This window comes from Mycolicibacterium sp. XJ879, assembly GCF_053483935.1.
The window spans coordinates 68,375-82,122 of record NZ_JBEFTH010000015.1; the positions used below are offsets into that span (position 1 = coordinate 68,375).

Annotated in this window: 14 protein-coding genes; 7 read left to right on the plus strand and 7 right to left on the minus strand. The window is 68.7% G+C overall.

Annotation, left to right across the window (positions count from 1 at the left end; translation table 11 throughout):
• The first annotated feature begins 27 nt into the window (after positions 1 to 27).
• Positions 28 to 699, plus strand: a complete 672-nt coding sequence (locus ABQF13_RS23215; RefSeq protein WP_448395152.1) for a class I SAM-dependent methyltransferase — start codon at positions 28 to 30, stop codon at positions 697 to 699.
• A gap of 4 nt (positions 700 to 703) precedes the next feature.
• On the opposite strand, the gene ABQF13_RS23220 is transcribed toward ABQF13_RS23215, so the two are convergent.
• The 3 genes from ABQF13_RS23220 to ABQF13_RS23230 are packed head-to-tail and all read right to left on the minus strand — an operon-like array spanning position 704 to position 3,736.
• Positions 704 to 1,789 (minus strand): MMP endo-(1,4)-3-O-methyl-alpha-D-mannosidase, encoded by a 1,086-nt coding sequence (locus tag ABQF13_RS23220; RefSeq protein WP_448395153.1) that lies wholly within the window; start codon positions 1,787 to 1,789, stop codon positions 704 to 706.
• Positions 1,776 to 2,507 (minus strand): class I SAM-dependent methyltransferase, encoded by a 732-nt coding sequence (locus ABQF13_RS23225; protein ID WP_448395154.1) that lies wholly within the window; start codon positions 2,505 to 2,507, stop codon positions 1,776 to 1,778. The genes ABQF13_RS23220 and ABQF13_RS23225 overlap by 14 nt, the downstream gene beginning before the upstream one ends.
• A complete protein-coding gene (locus ABQF13_RS23230; protein WP_448395155.1) occupies positions 2,501 to 3,736 on the minus strand; it encodes an MMP alpha-(1->4)-mannosyltransferase in 1,236 nt (411 codons plus the stop codon). Before ABQF13_RS23230 ends, ABQF13_RS23225 begins: the two co-directional genes overlap by 7 nt.
• Before the next feature lie 221 nt (positions 3,737 to 3,957).
• Between ABQF13_RS23230 and ABQF13_RS23235 the strand changes: the two genes are divergently transcribed.
• The 5 genes from ABQF13_RS23235 (at position 3,958) to ABQF13_RS23255 (ending at position 9,218) form a co-directional block, all read left to right on the plus strand.
• Positions 3,958 to 4,374: a DUF3224 domain-containing protein gene (locus ABQF13_RS23235; protein ID WP_448395156.1), complete on the plus strand. Its 417-nt coding sequence runs from the start codon at positions 3,958 to 3,960 to the stop codon at positions 4,372 to 4,374.
• Positions 4,375 to 4,688: 314 nt separating this feature from the next.
• A complete protein-coding gene (mycP, locus tag ABQF13_RS23240; protein ID WP_448395157.1) occupies positions 4,689 to 6,035 on the plus strand; it encodes a type VII secretion-associated serine protease mycosin in 1,347 nt (448 codons plus the stop codon).
• The gene (gene eccE / locus ABQF13_RS23245) at positions 6,032 to 7,429 is read left to right on the plus strand and encodes a type VII secretion protein EccE (protein WP_448395158.1); all 1,398 of its coding nucleotides are present in this window, start codon (positions 6,032 to 6,034) and stop codon (positions 7,427 to 7,429) included. The genes mycP and eccE overlap by 4 nt, the downstream gene beginning before the upstream one ends.
• A 2-nt stretch (positions 7,430 to 7,431) precedes the next feature.
• Positions 7,432 to 8,892, plus strand: a complete 1,461-nt coding sequence (locus ABQF13_RS23250; RefSeq protein ID WP_448395159.1) for a PPE domain-containing protein — start codon at positions 7,432 to 7,434, stop codon at positions 8,890 to 8,892.
• Positions 8,889 to 9,218, plus strand: coding sequence for a YbaB/EbfC family nucleoid-associated protein (locus ABQF13_RS23255; protein WP_448395160.1), 330 nt, complete (start codon positions 8,889 to 8,891; stop codon positions 9,216 to 9,218). Before ABQF13_RS23250 ends, ABQF13_RS23255 begins: the two co-directional genes overlap by 4 nt.
• A 4-nt stretch (positions 9,219 to 9,222) precedes the next feature.
• Here ABQF13_RS23255 and ABQF13_RS23260 read toward each other — a convergent pair whose 3' ends face one another.
• The 4 genes from ABQF13_RS23260 to ABQF13_RS23275 all read right to left on the minus strand — a co-directional run bounded on the left by ABQF13_RS23260 (position 9,223) and on the right by ABQF13_RS23275 (position 12,378).
• Positions 9,223 to 9,717 carry a TIGR04338 family metallohydrolase gene (locus ABQF13_RS23260; RefSeq protein ID WP_448395161.1) on the minus strand — a complete coding sequence of 165 codons (495 nt, stop codon included), beginning with the start codon at positions 9,715 to 9,717 and terminating at the stop codon, positions 9,223 to 9,225.
• The gene (locus tag ABQF13_RS23265; protein WP_448395162.1) at positions 9,714 to 10,463 is read right to left on the minus strand and encodes a DUF2786 domain-containing protein; all 750 of its coding nucleotides are present in this window, start codon (positions 10,461 to 10,463) and stop codon (positions 9,714 to 9,716) included. The genes ABQF13_RS23260 and ABQF13_RS23265 overlap by 4 nt, the downstream gene beginning before the upstream one ends.
• An 86-nt stretch (positions 10,464 to 10,549) precedes the next feature.
• Positions 10,550 to 11,542, minus strand: a complete 993-nt coding sequence (locus ABQF13_RS23270; RefSeq protein WP_448395163.1) for a hypothetical protein — start codon at positions 11,540 to 11,542, stop codon at positions 10,550 to 10,552.
• Positions 11,539 to 12,378 carry an alpha/beta hydrolase gene (locus tag ABQF13_RS23275; RefSeq protein WP_416584166.1) on the minus strand — a complete coding sequence of 280 codons (840 nt, stop codon included), beginning with the start codon at positions 12,376 to 12,378 and terminating at the stop codon, positions 11,539 to 11,541. The genes ABQF13_RS23270 and ABQF13_RS23275 overlap by 4 nt, the downstream gene beginning before the upstream one ends.
• Positions 12,379 to 12,436: 58 nt before the next feature.
• Here ABQF13_RS23275 and ABQF13_RS23280 point away from each other — a divergent pair, with 58 nt between their 5' ends.
• The gene (locus tag ABQF13_RS23280) at positions 12,437 to 13,420 is read left to right on the plus strand and encodes a sigma-70 family RNA polymerase sigma factor (protein ID WP_448395164.1); all 984 of its coding nucleotides are present in this window, start codon (positions 12,437 to 12,439) and stop codon (positions 13,418 to 13,420) included.
• Positions 13,421 to 13,748 lie beyond the last annotated feature (328 nt).

Consider the following 13,748-nt stretch of genomic DNA (forward strand, 5'->3'; position numbering starts at 1 on the left):
ACGATTCGACACGATAGGTTGGACGCGATGAGCAACACCGACACCGCCCTTCCGCCGCCCGCCGCACGCCTTTTCGCGCTCGCCGAGCAGGTCACCGGCTTCATGCCCGCCGACGAAGGCCGCGCCCTCTATGACGCCGCGCTGCGCTACCTCGGCGACGGCGTCGGTGTGGAGATCGGCACCTACTGCGGCAAGTCGACCGTGATGCTGGGCGCCGCGGCGCAGCAGAGCGGCGGCCTGCTCTACACCGTCGATCACCACCACGGCTCCGAAGAGCACCAGCCCGGCTGGGAGTATCACGACACGTCCATGGTCGACCCGGTCACCGGACTGTTCGACACGCTTCCGACGCTGCGGCATACGCTCGACGCCGCCGGCCTTGACGAACACGTCGCCGCGATTGTCGCGAAATCCCCTGTGGCAGCGCGTGGTTGGCGCACCCCGCTGAGGTTGTTGTTCATCGACGGCGGCCACACCGAGGAGGCCGCGCAACGCGACTTCGACGGCTGGGCCAGATGGGTGGAGGTCGGCGGCGCGCTGATCATCCACGACGTGTTCCCCGACCCCGCTGACGGTGGGCAGGCGCCGTACCACGTCTACCGTCGCGCGCTGGACACCGGCGACTTTCGCGAGGTGTCGGCCACTGGGTCGATGCGGGTGCTCGAGCGCATCTCCGGTGTGCCCGGCGAGGTGCTTTAGCGCGTTACCGGTCGCTGGTCGCGCAGGCGCAGTCGTAGTCGTAGTCGCTTTCCAGCCCGCGCGGCAGGTGGGTGCCGCGGAAGATGCCGCTGGCCGTGGTGGTGCGCGACAGCGCGTCGGCCGCCAGGATCACCGCCGCGCCGGTCCAGGTGGACCGCTCCACCGGCCACCGTTTGCCGTCGGCATAGACCAGGCCCGTCCAGTAGGAGCCGTCGTCGTCACGCAGGTGCTGCATGGCGCTGAACTGTTCATGGGCGCGGACGGTATCGCCCATCCCGTCCAAAGCCAGCACCAACTCGCAGGTTTCGGCACCGGTCACCCAGGGTCGGTCGTCGACGCACCGGATGCCGAGGCCCGGGACCACGAAGTCGTCCCACCGCTCGGCGATGCGGGCGCTGGCCTGCGCACCACGCACGGCGCCGCCGAGCACCGGGTAGTACCACTCCATCGACCACCGGTCCTTGAGCACGAACAGGTCCTGGTGGTGGGCGATCGCGTGACCGAGTCGCCCGACCGCCACCTCCCATTCCGGCTGGGGCTCGTCGAGGTAGTCCGCCAGCGCCAGCGCGCAGCGGATGCTGTGGTGGATGCTCGCGCAACCGGTCAGCAACGCGTCGGGCTCCAGTCCCGATGCACTCCTGGCCCAGGAGATCTGACCGCCGTCGAGCTGCATGTCGATGACGAAGTCGATGGCCTTGCTCACCACCGGCCACATGGTCTCGGCGAACCGGCGATCCTGCGTGATCAGCACGTGATGCCAGACGCCGGTGGCGATGTAGGCGCAGAAGTTGCTGTCGCTGTTGGCATCTTCGATGACGCCGTTGCGGACCTGTAGCGGCCACGAGCCGTCAGCGCGCTGGTTGAACCGGCACCAATCGTACGCGGCGCGGGCCGGTTCGAGCAGGCCTGCCGCGCTCAGCGCCATCGCGTTCTCGACGTGGTCCCACGGATCGGTGTGGCCGCCGTCGAACCACGGGATGGCGCCGGAGGGTTCCTGGATTGCGGCGATCGACTCAGCGGTCTGTCGACACTGCGCGGGCGTAAAGACACCGCACACGCCGGGCACGTCGGCGAGATCATCCCGCAGCAACAGCGACCCCCGGCTTCCTGAAGTACATCGCCACGCTCTTACCGATCAGCGGGTTGAGTACCGACTCCGCGGTGCGGGTGAGCCACGGCTGGCTGACCATGTCCCAGACCAGCAGCCGGTGATACCCCGCGACCGCCGGATGATCCGAGTTTTCAGTTCCCACGGCGCATTTCAGCCACCAGAACGGAGAGTGCAGCGCGTGGGCGTGGTGGGTGTGGGTGTGCTTCAGGCCGTGGGTCAGCACCTTGTCGCGCAGCCTGTCGGCATGGTAGATCCGCACGTGGCCGCCCTCGTTGGCGTGGTACTCGTCGGACAGCACCCAGCAGATCTTCTCGGGCAGCCAGCGCGGCACCGTGACCGCCAGCGTGCCACCGGGAGCCAGTACCCGCACCAGTTCGGCGATCGCGCGGTCGTCCTCGGGGACGTGTTCGAGGATCTCCGAGGCGATCACGCAGTCGAAAGTGCCGTCACCGTAAGGTAAGTCAAGAGCATCACCCTTGACGGCCTCAGCCTTGGCCGCGGCCGGAACCTCGCCCTGCTCGCGCATCGCGGTCAGGATTTCGTCGACGTCGTTGAGGTCGGATGCGCTCTGGTCGAACGCGATGACGTGAGCACCGCGTCGATACGCCTCGAAGCTGTGCCGCCCCGCACCACATCCGACGTCGATCACCTTGGTGCCCGCACCGACACCGAGCCGGTCGAAGTCGACGGTCAACATGCGCTGACCCGCTCACACGCCCGCTCGTAGACCGCAACCGTCTGCGCCGCAACCGATTCCCAGCTGAACACCTCCAGCGCGCGGCGCCGGCCCGCGGCGCCGAGCCGGCACAGTTCCTGCGGTGAGTCCAGCAGCTCGCCGAGCACCTTGGTCAGCTCGTCGACGTCGGCGGGCTGCACCAGCCTGGCGCACTCACCGTCGGCGCCGACCACTTCCGGCAGCGCGCCGGCACGGCTGGCCACGATCGGGGTGCCGCTGGCCATCGCCTCTACCGCCGGTAGTGAGAAACCCTCGTAAAGCGAAGGGATACAAGCGACGTCGGCCGATGCCAGCAGGTCGGCGAGCTCCGCGTCGGACAGCCCGCTCGAGCTGTGCACGATATCGGAGATGCCCAACTCGGCGATCAGCTTCTCGGTGGGCCCGTTCGGCTCGAGCTTGGCGACCAGCTGAAGCTCGAGGTCGCGCTCGACGCGCAGCCGCGCGATCGCGTGCAGCAGGTGGCTGACGCCCTTGAGCGGCACGTCGGCGCTGGCGATCGCGATGATGCGGTTGCGGACCCGGTGCTGGGCCGGTTTGAACATCTCGGTGTCCACACCGAGCGGTACTACGTGCAGTTGGCTCGGAGCGACCCCGAAGTCCTCGGCGATGTCAGCCGCCGACGTCGATGACACGGTCAGGATCTCGGGGATCTCGCGGGCCACCTGCTTCTGCATCTCGGCGAAGCCATACCAGCGGCGCACCAACGGCTTACGCCACCACTTCGCGGCCGCCACGTCGAGCACCTGGTCGCGGGTGATCGGGTGATGCACCGTGGCCACCACCGGAAGACCCATCTCGGCGATCTTGCGCAGCCCGGTGCCGAGGCACTGGTTGTCGTGCACGACGTCGAAGTCCGCCAGGCGCTCGGCGAGGATCCGCGCGGCGCGCAGGCTGAACGTGCGCGGTTCCGGAAAGCCGGCCGTCCACGTCGTCAACAACTCGAGCAGATCGATTCGGGTCTTGATCTCGTTGGGCCACGGGATGCGAAACGGATCGGGCTCGCGATACAGATCCAGGCTGGGCACCTTGGTCAGCCGGACCCGCGGATCGAGCCCATCGGGGTAGGGCTGACCGGAGAACAGTTCGACATCGTGGCCCAACTCGGCCAGGCCGCGGCTGAGATAGCGGACGTAGACCCCCTGTCCGCCACAGTGGGTCTTGCTCCGGTACGACAACAAAGCGATGCGCATGCTCAACTCACGACAATGCGCTGCAGCGGAAAAATCCGAGGTCGGCGGCCAGGACAGAACGTGTCACGCAACAACTCCGAACCCTCTGGACATGTGTCCAGACTATAGTTTGACGGGCTATGGGACGCAAAGCGGCCGCACTGCCTTGACTACCACAGTCGTCGGAGACGGCGCTTCCGGCCTCTCGGTTCCGCCCCCCGCCGACGGGGTATCCGCCGACCATGAGCAGGCATATCGAGGCCACCTTCCAGATCGGCAGCTGGGACGAGACACCGTTCGAAGACGGCGACGACGCCACCAAACTCACCGAGGCGCTAGTGGCCAAGCGCTACGAGGGCGACATCAAGGGCACGTCGACCACCAAGTGGCTGCTGGCCTACGCGCCGGACAAGTCGGCGCTCTACGTCGGCATCGAACACCTCACGGGCACCGTGGGCGGCCGCGCCGGCGGCCTGGTGCTGCTGCACGACGGCAGCTACCGCGACGGAGTGGCCAGCGCGGAACTGCGCATCGCGTCGGGCACCGGCGAGTTGGCCAACGCGGCGGGCACCGGCAGCTTCCGCGCCGATCCGAACGGTTCGATCACGCTGGACCTCGACGGCCTCGACACCGCTATCGCGCCGCTACGACCTGGGTGACCACGTCGGACACCTGCTGGAACCCGGCCACAGGGCCTGACCGCATTGACCCTGTGACCGCGAGTGTGGGCTCGTGTCACGCAAACCGGCGCGATCGCGTGCGGGTAACCCACGTTCGCGCCCACAAGAGGCGACGGTCTCACCTGCACAGCAGCGTCGCGCCGGCAGAATGCGGAACTCGGTGCCTCGCCAGGCCCTTAAGATTGGCTGCGTGTTATCGGCCCATCGGCTTGACGTGAGACTTCGTGCCGACCAGACAGCTCCGTGGTGTTTGCTGTGGTTCCGCCGGCGCACGGCGGGAGGTCGGTAAGCGCATGCGCCGCATCGCTGCGCTGTTGGCCGCGCTGCTGTTGGCGTTCATCAGCGCACCTGTCGCAGGTGCGCTCGAACCGCCGACGATCGACCCCTCGGCCGTCCCGCCCGACGAGACCGGCCCCGACCAGCCCACCGAACAGCGCAGCGCGTGTGCGGCGCCCGCGGTGTTTCCCGACTCCAACTTCGCTGATAAGCCGTGGGCAAATGACTATCTGCGGCTTGAAGAAGCGCGGAAGTTCGCGACGGGAGCGGGCATCACCGTCGCGGTGATCGACACCGGCGTGAACGGCTCACCGCGGGTGCCCGCCGAACCCGGCGGCGACTTCGTCGACCCGGCCGGCAACGGCATGTCGGACTGTGACGCGCACGGCACGCTCACCGCGTCGATCATCGCGGGCAGGCCCGCACCCACCGACGGGTTCATCGGCGTGGCCCCGGACGCCCGCATCCTCTCGCTGCGCCAGACCTCGGCGGCGTTTCAGCCGGTCGGGTCGCGCACCGACCCCAACGACCCCAACACCACGCAGACCGCGGGATCCCTGCGCAGCCTGGCCCGCGCCGTCGTCCACGCCGCCAACCTCGGCGCGCAGGTCATCAACATCAGCGAGGCCGCCTGCTACAAAGTCACCCGCCCGATCGACGAGACCAGCCTCGGCGCGGCGATCAACTACGCGGTCCACGTGAAGAACACCGTCCTCATCGTCGCCGCAGGCAACACCGGCCAGGATTGCACGCAGAACCCGCCACCGGATCCGGCGCTACCGAACGATCCGCGCGGGTGGGAGCAGGTGCAGACCGTCGTCAGCCCGGCCTGGTACGCGCCGCTGGTGCTGACGGTCGGCGGCATCGCCCAGAACGGACAGCCCAGCACCTTCACGATGTCGGGACCGTGGCTGGGAGCCGCCGCGCCCGCCGAGAACCTGATCGCGCTGGGCTATGACGGCAACCCGGTCAACGCCCTGCACGGCGACGAGGGCCTGATCCCGATCAGCGGCACCTCGTTCGCGGCCGCCTACGTCTCGGGTCTGGCGGCGCTGCTCAAACAGCGCTTCCCCGACCTGACACCCGCCCAGATCATCAACCGCATCACCGCGACTGCACGGCATCCGGGCGGTGGGGTCGACAACTACGTCGGCGCGGGCGTCATCGACCCGGTGGCGGCGCTGACGTGGGACGTACCCGCCGGGCCCGAACGGGCCCCCTACAAGGTCAAAGAGATTCCGCCGCCCGTGCACATCCCGCCGCCGGACCGCGGGCCGATCACAACGGTCGTCGTCATCGGCACGGGGCTGGCGTTGGCGCTCGGGCTCGGCGCGCTGGCCCGACGCGCGCTGAGGCGTCAATGAACAAGATCCGTGCCCTGTTCGGGCTGCGCGTGACGACCGGCCACACCGCCTGGGCGGCGGTCCTGGCACCGGCCGCCATCGTGGCGTTCGCCCAACTCGACCTGCTCTGGTTGGGGATCACGCTTGCGGTGCTCATCGCTCTTGCCGCGATGGTGACGATCCGCGGCCGGCGGGTCACCGGTTGGGTGGCTGCGGTGTTCGCGTGGCGGCGCAGGCACCGCAACGTTCCCGAGCGGCCCTCCGAACCGGCCGTCGGCGCGACGGTGATGCCCGGCGATCACGTGGCGGTGCGCTGGCAGGACGAGCGGCTGACGTCGGCCATCGAACTGGTACCGCGGCCGTTCACGCCGACGGTGATCGTCAACGGCGAGGCCTACACCGACGACGTGGTCGACACGATGCTCGTCGAACGACTGCTGGCCGCGCACTGTCCCGACCTGGAAGCCGACGTGGTGTCGGGGGGTTACCGGGTCGGCAGGACGGCGCCGACGGCGCTGCTGTCGCTCTACGAGCAGGTGGTCGGGCCGTACCCGGCGCCGGCCAACCGGCGTACCTGGATCGTGCTGCGCGCCGACCCGGAACACACTCGAAGATCCGCGCAGCGCCGCGAGGCCGGCGTGGCCGGGTTGGCGCGTTACCTGGTGGCCTCGGCCACCCGCATCGCAGACCAGTTGGCCAGCAATGGAATCGACGCCCGCGTGGTCCGCAGCTTCGATGCATACGACCACGCGACCGAGATCAGCTTTGAACGCGAAACGTGGTCGGCGATCAAGGGACGCAGCACGTTCACCGCCGCCTACAGCGCGCCGGGCGGCCCCGACGTGTGGTGGTCGGCGCGCGCCGATCACACGATCACCCGGGTGCGGGTGCGGCCGGGAGCGGCACCGACGACGACAGTGCTGTTGACGACGCTGGCCAATCCGACGACGCCGCGCGGTTTTTCGTGCTTGTTCGGTGGCCAGCGGGCCGCGTACCACGGCATCAGCCCAGTCACCGACCGCCACTACGAGCTGCCGATCGGCTCGGCGGGAGTGCTGGTCGGGGAGACCGCCGACCGCTACCCGGTGTACATGCCGTTCGACGACGTCGACGCCAGCATCAACCTGGGCGATGCGCGGCTGTTCACCCAGTTCATCGTGCGCTCGGCCGCGGCGGGCGGCGTCGTCACGCTGCTGCCGCAGTTCGGTGAGTTCGCGGGGTTCGTCAACGGCCGCATCGGCGAGGTGGCCAAGGTGGCATGGCCGAACGCGACCACCTATCTCGGGCCGCATGCCGGTGTCGGCCGAGTGGTGTTGCGCGACACCTTTATCGGCACTCCTCGGCATCGCCAGCTGCCGATCCGGTTGATCAACCCGCGTGAGGAAAGCCGCTATCAGATGGTGCTGGAGGGCTGACCATGAGCAGCGAAGTGCGTGTCGACCCGGCGAAGCTGGCGGCGCAGGCGTCCGCCATGCGGTCGATCACCTGGCAGACGCCGGAGGTGGCGCCCATCCCCGCTGACGCGCTGCCGTTCGCCAAGGACGCGGTCGACCGGCTCAACGAAACCGCAAGGGTGCTCACCGAATACCAGAAGTGGGCCGAGGCCGAGAACCTGCGTATCGCCGAAATCCTCGACGACGCGGCCAAGGCGTACCGCGAGGTCGACGAAAGCTACCAGGACAAGCTCGACGACCCCGGCCGCGCGGAGGCCATCGGCAACATCGCGCTGCCCGCCCCGTCGACCGCGATGCCCCCGCTGCCCGCCGGAACGCCAGCACCGGCGTCGCTTCGCGCCGACGAATACAGTCCCGTGCCGCAGACCCACGCCCTGCTCGACGGAGGCGACCACGGAAACTCGTTGCAGGTGGCCGAGGTTCAGTGGGGGTTGGCCGGTACCTTCGCCGAGGGCCATGCCGCGTCGAAGAACATCACCGATTGGGAAGGGGAAGCCGCCGACGCCGCACACGCCAGGATGAACGCGTTCAGTTCGTGGCTGCACGACCTGTCCGGCGCGTGGCGAAAGCTGGCGATGGCCGCCGCCAAGGTCCAGGCGTCACATCTGAACGCAAATACGCAGCACATTCCAGTCTATGCCCGGTACGTGGCGTTGGAGGCGTCGTTGGCGCAGGCGGGCGCGGGCACAGACGTCTCCGCGACCGTCGAGGAGATGAAAGAGCTTCAGCGGCAGTCTGACGAGATACGCGCGGAGTATGCCAGGAACGCCTCGTTCGATGCGGTGCGCGTTGACAATCCACCGAATTCGGGTTCCGCAGTGAGTACGTCCGCGGGCGGTGGGGCGGGTGGTCAGCCCAGCGGTGATCCGGCTGCGATGGCGGAGCGGCTGGGTGAGTCGCTCGCTGCGCAGAGTCCCGCTGCCGGCGGTAACCCCGGCGGGGCGCCCACAGGTGGCGGTGCACCCTCGGGTGGCGGGTCACCGTCCGGCGGCGGTGCTCCCGGTGGTGCGCCCAGTGGCACACCCGGCGGGGCGTCGACGGGTGCGCCGCCGCGTCACTCCGACCCGAGCCTGCGACCGGCCGCGGTCGCCGGTGGTGGATCCGCAGGCGGGGGCGGGGGAGCCAAAGGGGCGGGCTCGCAACCGCTGTCGCCTGCGGTGACCGCCGAGACGGTGGCGCCGGCCCCGGTTCCCGTGTCGACGTCGGCGTCGGGCGCGGCACCCGGTCCCTCGACGACCGGCATGATGGCAGGCGGCGGGATGGGTATGGCGCCCATGCACGGTGCCGCCGGCGCGGGGCAGGGTAAGGAGAAGCGGCGCAACCCGGCGCTGGCACCCGATGAGGACCTCTACACCGAGGATCGACCCTGGACGGAGGGGGTCATCGGGAACCGTCGACGCAGGGAGAGCAAGGAAGACCAGTGACCGACGAGATGCATCCGCAGGTCGCCGCTGTTTTGCAGCAGGCGCAGCAGTTGCAGTCGATCATGGATGAGCAGCTTCACAAAATGAACAGCCGAACCTTCACCGCCGCCGATGAATCCGGCACCGTCGAGGTGACGGTGGACGGCCACCACCAACTGAAGGCGGCGTCCATCGCCGAAGGCACGATGCGGTTGGGCGTCGAGGAACTCCAGCAGAGGCTCAACGAGGCGTTGCGTAACGCCTCGGCCGCCGCCAGCACCGCCATCGAAGCCGATCGCGAGCGGATCGACGCTGCGGTCGCCGAGATCACTGATCCCGCGTCGTAACCCCTTAGCGCACACCCTCTTTGCCGTACACCACGCGCAGCACGTGGGCCACCTCCGGGCCCATCACGGTTTCGGTCAGCTCGCAGAACGTCGCGACGAACTGCGGCCCGTGCGGCGGAAGGTTGTCGCACAGATGGTGTGCGATCTCGTGCAGCACGACGAGTTCGCGCAGGGCCCAACCGTTGCCCCGCGGAGGCACGGCGATGAGCGCCGCGTCGTCGCTGCGTTCATAGTGCGCGGCGGAGACCCCCCGTCGCGCACGGACCGTCAACGGCACGGTGTCAGGCCAGCGCTGCCGCACCGCCGGCATGGCCAACACCTCGTCGATGTAGCGCTGTACCGCAGGCACCGAAGCGAACCGTCCCTCGGGTGGCAGCGTCAACTGGGTGCCGAAGAACTCCACCACCGGATTGCCGCGCTCACTGGCCCGGTCGAACAGCGTGCGCACGAAATCCTCTGCGGCATAGACCTTGGCCCGTTGAAAGTCCCGCGAAGTCACCTCTCCAGCACCGAGCGCGCCCCCGCGAGCTCGGGGCTGGCGCCCAGCCGCGCCCGCTTGCCCGCGCGGTCACCGGCGCGTCGCGCTGCCGACGAGTATCCCGCCGTCGCGCTGGTGGGCCGCCAGGTTCCCCGGGCCTGTGAGGTCTCCCGGTAGAAGTCCCTGAGCTCGATGTCCTTGTCCCGCAACGCCAGCGCAGTTCCCGGTTGACTGTCGCGGCTGTTGGTGGCCTCTCGGCGGGCCTCTTCGCGGGCCAGCGCCAGCCGCTGGCCGATGCGGGCGCCGAACGCCAGCTGGAAGTTGATCCGCGCGGTGATCGTGGGTGTGGGGCGGTGCGCGCCGGAGGAGATGTAGGCCTGCGACGCCTTGACCATCTGCATCACCAGGCTGGCGTAGAGGGCGTGGCTGGCGTCGATGTCCTCGGCGAAACCGTAGGCGTGCACAAACGTCGAGTTCGACGCGACGTCACATTTCACGTCGTTGGCGTCGGCGATCACCGTGAACAGCTGCACGTAGGTGCGCAGGCCGCGGGTGCCGGCGTTGCCGATCGTGATGGTGCGCTGCACGGGCGTCTGCGCCTTGGTGCGGTTATCGGAATGCGAGCGCGCCACCGCCAAATCGATCGACGTCGCCGTCGCCAACCGTTGGGCGGCGGCCATGAACGCGTCGGCTTCGTGCGGGTTGTCGGTGCCCTCGGCCTGGCGCAGCAGCGCGGCGATGCGGGCCAGCATCTTGTCGTCTGTCATGCCTCGACTCCCGCTCGCTCCGGTCCTCGTTCGTGCCTCGCTGCGATCCTCACTCGCGGTCGTCTTCGGGTGCTCATGGGCCAAATCTAGGTCGAGTTGCCGACAAATCCATCCAGCGCCTCCACAACCTGTGGAGAAAGCGGCTCCTGGTTGGCGTAGTTGGCGACGTTGTCGCTGGCGTCGTCGCGCAGCACGTGGTTGACCCCGGTGAGTTCCACGACGGTCAGCACGGTGTGGGCGAGCGCATCGACGAGCGGTTTCACGTCGTCACACCTGGCCTGACCGTCGGCGTCCGAACACGTCAGCAGCACCCGGGTGTCCGCCGGCACCTGCGCGGCCAGCGCCACCGGGTCGATCTTGTCGGCCTCGACGACGGCCTTGACGTTGCCCGCGTTGAGCAGCGCGCCGAGGCCTTCGGGCAGGTGGTCCGGCACGGTGCCGGTGGCGCGGACCTGGTCGACGGCGGCCAGCCACGCCTGCAGCGCAACCGGGTCACCGTTGGCGCGCACCCGGTTGGTGACCATGTCGAGGTAGCGGCCGGGCAGCGGTTGGAAGAGGCCGAGCGCACCGATCCTCGGCGCGTCCGCGCCGGTGTCGGTGGCCAGCGACATCGCGTGGACGGTGCCCTCGCCGAGGGCGTACACCGAGACGCGGTCCGTGTCGGTGCCCGGCTGATCGGCCAGGAAACGCAGCGCCGCCTTGGCGCCGGAGGTGTAGACGGCGCTGACCACGTCGGCGGGCCGCTGCGCGTAGGGACCCAGACCGGTCTTGCCGGTGCCGACCTTGTCGTAGCGGAGGCTGGCCACCCCACGCTCGGACAACAGCTCGGCGAGCTGACGCATGTTGCCGACCGGGCCGGCAACGGCGTTGTCACCGTTGCGGTCGGTGTTGCCGCTCTCCGAGATCAGCAGCGCGGCCGGCCCCGGTGCGGCGTCGGCCCGGTGCCGGTACGTGCCGTGGATGGTCAGCCCGTCGTCGACGAAGCTGACGTCGTCCTCGACCCAGCCCTGCGGTTCGTCAGTTGAGCAACCGGCCAGCACCAGTGTCAGCGAGAGAAGAAGTCCGAGAACGGCTTTCAAAGCCGGGCCTCGATCCACGCAGTGACGTCGTCGAGCACCAGCGCGCGTTCCGGCTCGTTGAACACCTCGTGGTAGAGCTCGGGATAGACCTTGAGGTGGGCGTCGGTCGATGCCACGCACTCGAGCAGTCGGCGGCTGCCTTCGACCGCGATCAGCTTGTCCTGCTCGCCGTGCACGACCAGCAGCGGCGCGGTGAGCTTCGCGGCGCGTTGCGGCATGGTTTCGCCGACCTTGATCAGCGCCTTGGCGACGCCGGCGGGCACCTTGCCATGGTGCACCAGCGGATCGGCCATGTAGGCGGCCACCACCTCGGGGTCGCGGGACACCGCCTCGGTCTCGAGTTGCTCGACCGGCAGACCCGGCAGGATCGAGCCCACGACCTTGGCCAGCACGATCATCGGCGAGGACACCATGTCGTGGGCGTACACGGCGGGCCCGGACAGCACCATCGCGGAGTATTCGTCGAGGTGCTCGACGCCGTAGGCGAACACGATCCCGCCGCCCATGCTGTGGCCGAGCACCACGCGGTTGAGGCTGGGATGATCGCGGGTCGCGATGCCGACCAGGGTGCGGAAGTCGGTGGTGTACTCGCCGATGTTGCGCAGGTAGACACGTTTGCCACCGGAGCGGCCGTGCCCGCGGAGATCCAGCGCGTAGGTGATCAGCCCGGCCTCGCCGAAGCGTTCGGCGACGTGGTCGTAGCGGCGGGCGTGCTCACCAAACCCGTGGCAGAGCACCACCACACCGCGGGGTTCACCGTCGGGGGTCCACACGTCGTAGACGATGCGCACACCGTTGACACCGTCGAAGCTTCGTTCGCTGCGGGTTGTGGCCATCCCCGGAGACTAGCGGTCGCGCCGTCACTTGTCGGTGACGGCGATTAAGCTCGGCAAGGTGACCGTTCTGGCCCATGATCTCGGGGACAGCAGCACCGAGGACGCCTTTCTGGCCGACGCGCAGCAGTACCGTCGCGAGCTTCTCGCGCACTGCTACCGGATGACCGGATCGGTGCACGACGCCGAGGATCTGGTGCAGGAAACGTACTTGCGGGCGTGGAAGTCCTATAAGGGGTTCCAGGGCAAATCGTCGGTGCGCACCTGGCTGTACCGCATCGCCACCAACACCTGCCTGACCGCGCTGGAGGGCCGGCAACGCCGGCCGCTGCCGACGGGGCTGGGCGCGCCCAGCTCGGATCCGGCCGACGACATCGTGGCGCGCGAAGAGGTGCCGTGGCTGGAGCCGTTTCCCGACGACGCCACCGACCCGTCGAACATCGTGGGATCGCGGGAGTCGGTCCGGTTGGCGTTCGTCGCGGCGCTGCAACACCTCTCACCGCGGCAACGGGCGGTGCTGGTGTTGCGTGAGGTGCTTCAGTGGAAGGCCGCCGAGGTGGCCGACGCGATCGGCACCTCGACGGCGGCGGTCAACAGCCTCCTGCAGCGGGCGCGCGCGCAACTCGACGCGGTCGGCCCCAGCGAGGACGATGTGTCGGCGCCGCCGGAGTCACCCGAGGCGCAGGATCTGCTTTCGCGCTACATCGCGGCGTTCGAGAGCTACGACATCGACAAACTCGTCGAGCTGTTCACCGCCGACGCGGTGTGGGAGATGCCGCCGTTCGACGGCTGGTACCAGGGTCCGCGCGAGATCGTGCTGCTGTCGAAGACACACTGCCCCGCAGAGCGGCCCGGCGACATGCGGTTGATCCCCACCACCGCCAACGGTCAACCCGCCGGGGCGATGTACATGCGCAACCCGGAAACCGGCGTGCACGAACCCTTTCAGCTGCACGTTCTCGACGTCGGTGCCGACGGCATCACGCACGTCGTAGCGTTTCACGCCAAGTCATTCGAGAAGTGGGGCCTCCCCGACTCGGTCTAGCGACCACTCACGGCATCGCCGCAGGTCGCGGCTAAGCCCTATGCGTGACGTTGAGGACTGATCGAAGGAGTCTCGTCCGCGTCCTTCCGCCCGGTGGCGTTTCTCCGCACACGGCCGAGGGCACTCTGGAGTGCCGCGAGCCTGGCTTCGTGCCTCGTTCGATCATGATGGTCTGTGGCACGTTCGAGCTCGGCTCGGCAGCTTTGAACCTCACGCTCGAGTCGGCTGCTGGCCTCGGCAACGGTGAGGAGGTCATAGTCGCCGTCTATCAGATCGTCGTTGTCAACGCCGGAGTCGTTCGCGGCCATGGCGGAAGCCTCGGTTTCGT

Coding starts and splice junctions, on each gene's coding strand:
- ABQF13_RS23230 (WP_448395155.1), bottom strand. CDS start 3,736: ATGCGCATCGCTTTGTTGTCGTACCGGAGCAAGACCCACTGTGGCGGA.
- ABQF13_RS23215 (WP_448395152.1), top strand. CDS start 28: ATGAGCAACACCGACACCGCCCTTCCGCCGCCCGCCGCACGCCTTTTC.
- ABQF13_RS23250 (WP_448395159.1), top strand. CDS start 7,432: ATGAGCAGCGAAGTGCGTGTCGACCCGGCGAAGCTGGCGGCGCAGGCG.
- mycP (WP_448395157.1), top strand. CDS start 4,689: ATGCGCCGCATCGCTGCGCTGTTGGCCGCGCTGCTGTTGGCGTTCATC.
- ABQF13_RS23265 (WP_448395162.1), bottom strand. CDS start 10,463: ATGACAGACGACAAGATGCTGGCCCGCATCGCCGCGCTGCTGCGCCAG.
- ABQF13_RS23225 (WP_448395154.1), bottom strand. CDS start 2,507: ATGTTGACCGTCGACTTCGACCGGCTCGGTGTCGGTGCGGGCACCAAG.
- ABQF13_RS23275 (WP_416584166.1), bottom strand. CDS start 12,378: ATGGCCACAACCCGCAGCGAACGAAGCTTCGACGGTGTCAACGGTGTG.
- eccE (WP_448395158.1), top strand. CDS start 6,032: ATGAACAAGATCCGTGCCCTGTTCGGGCTGCGCGTGACGACCGGCCAC.
- ABQF13_RS23235 (WP_448395156.1), top strand. CDS start 3,958: ATGAGCAGGCATATCGAGGCCACCTTCCAGATCGGCAGCTGGGACGAG.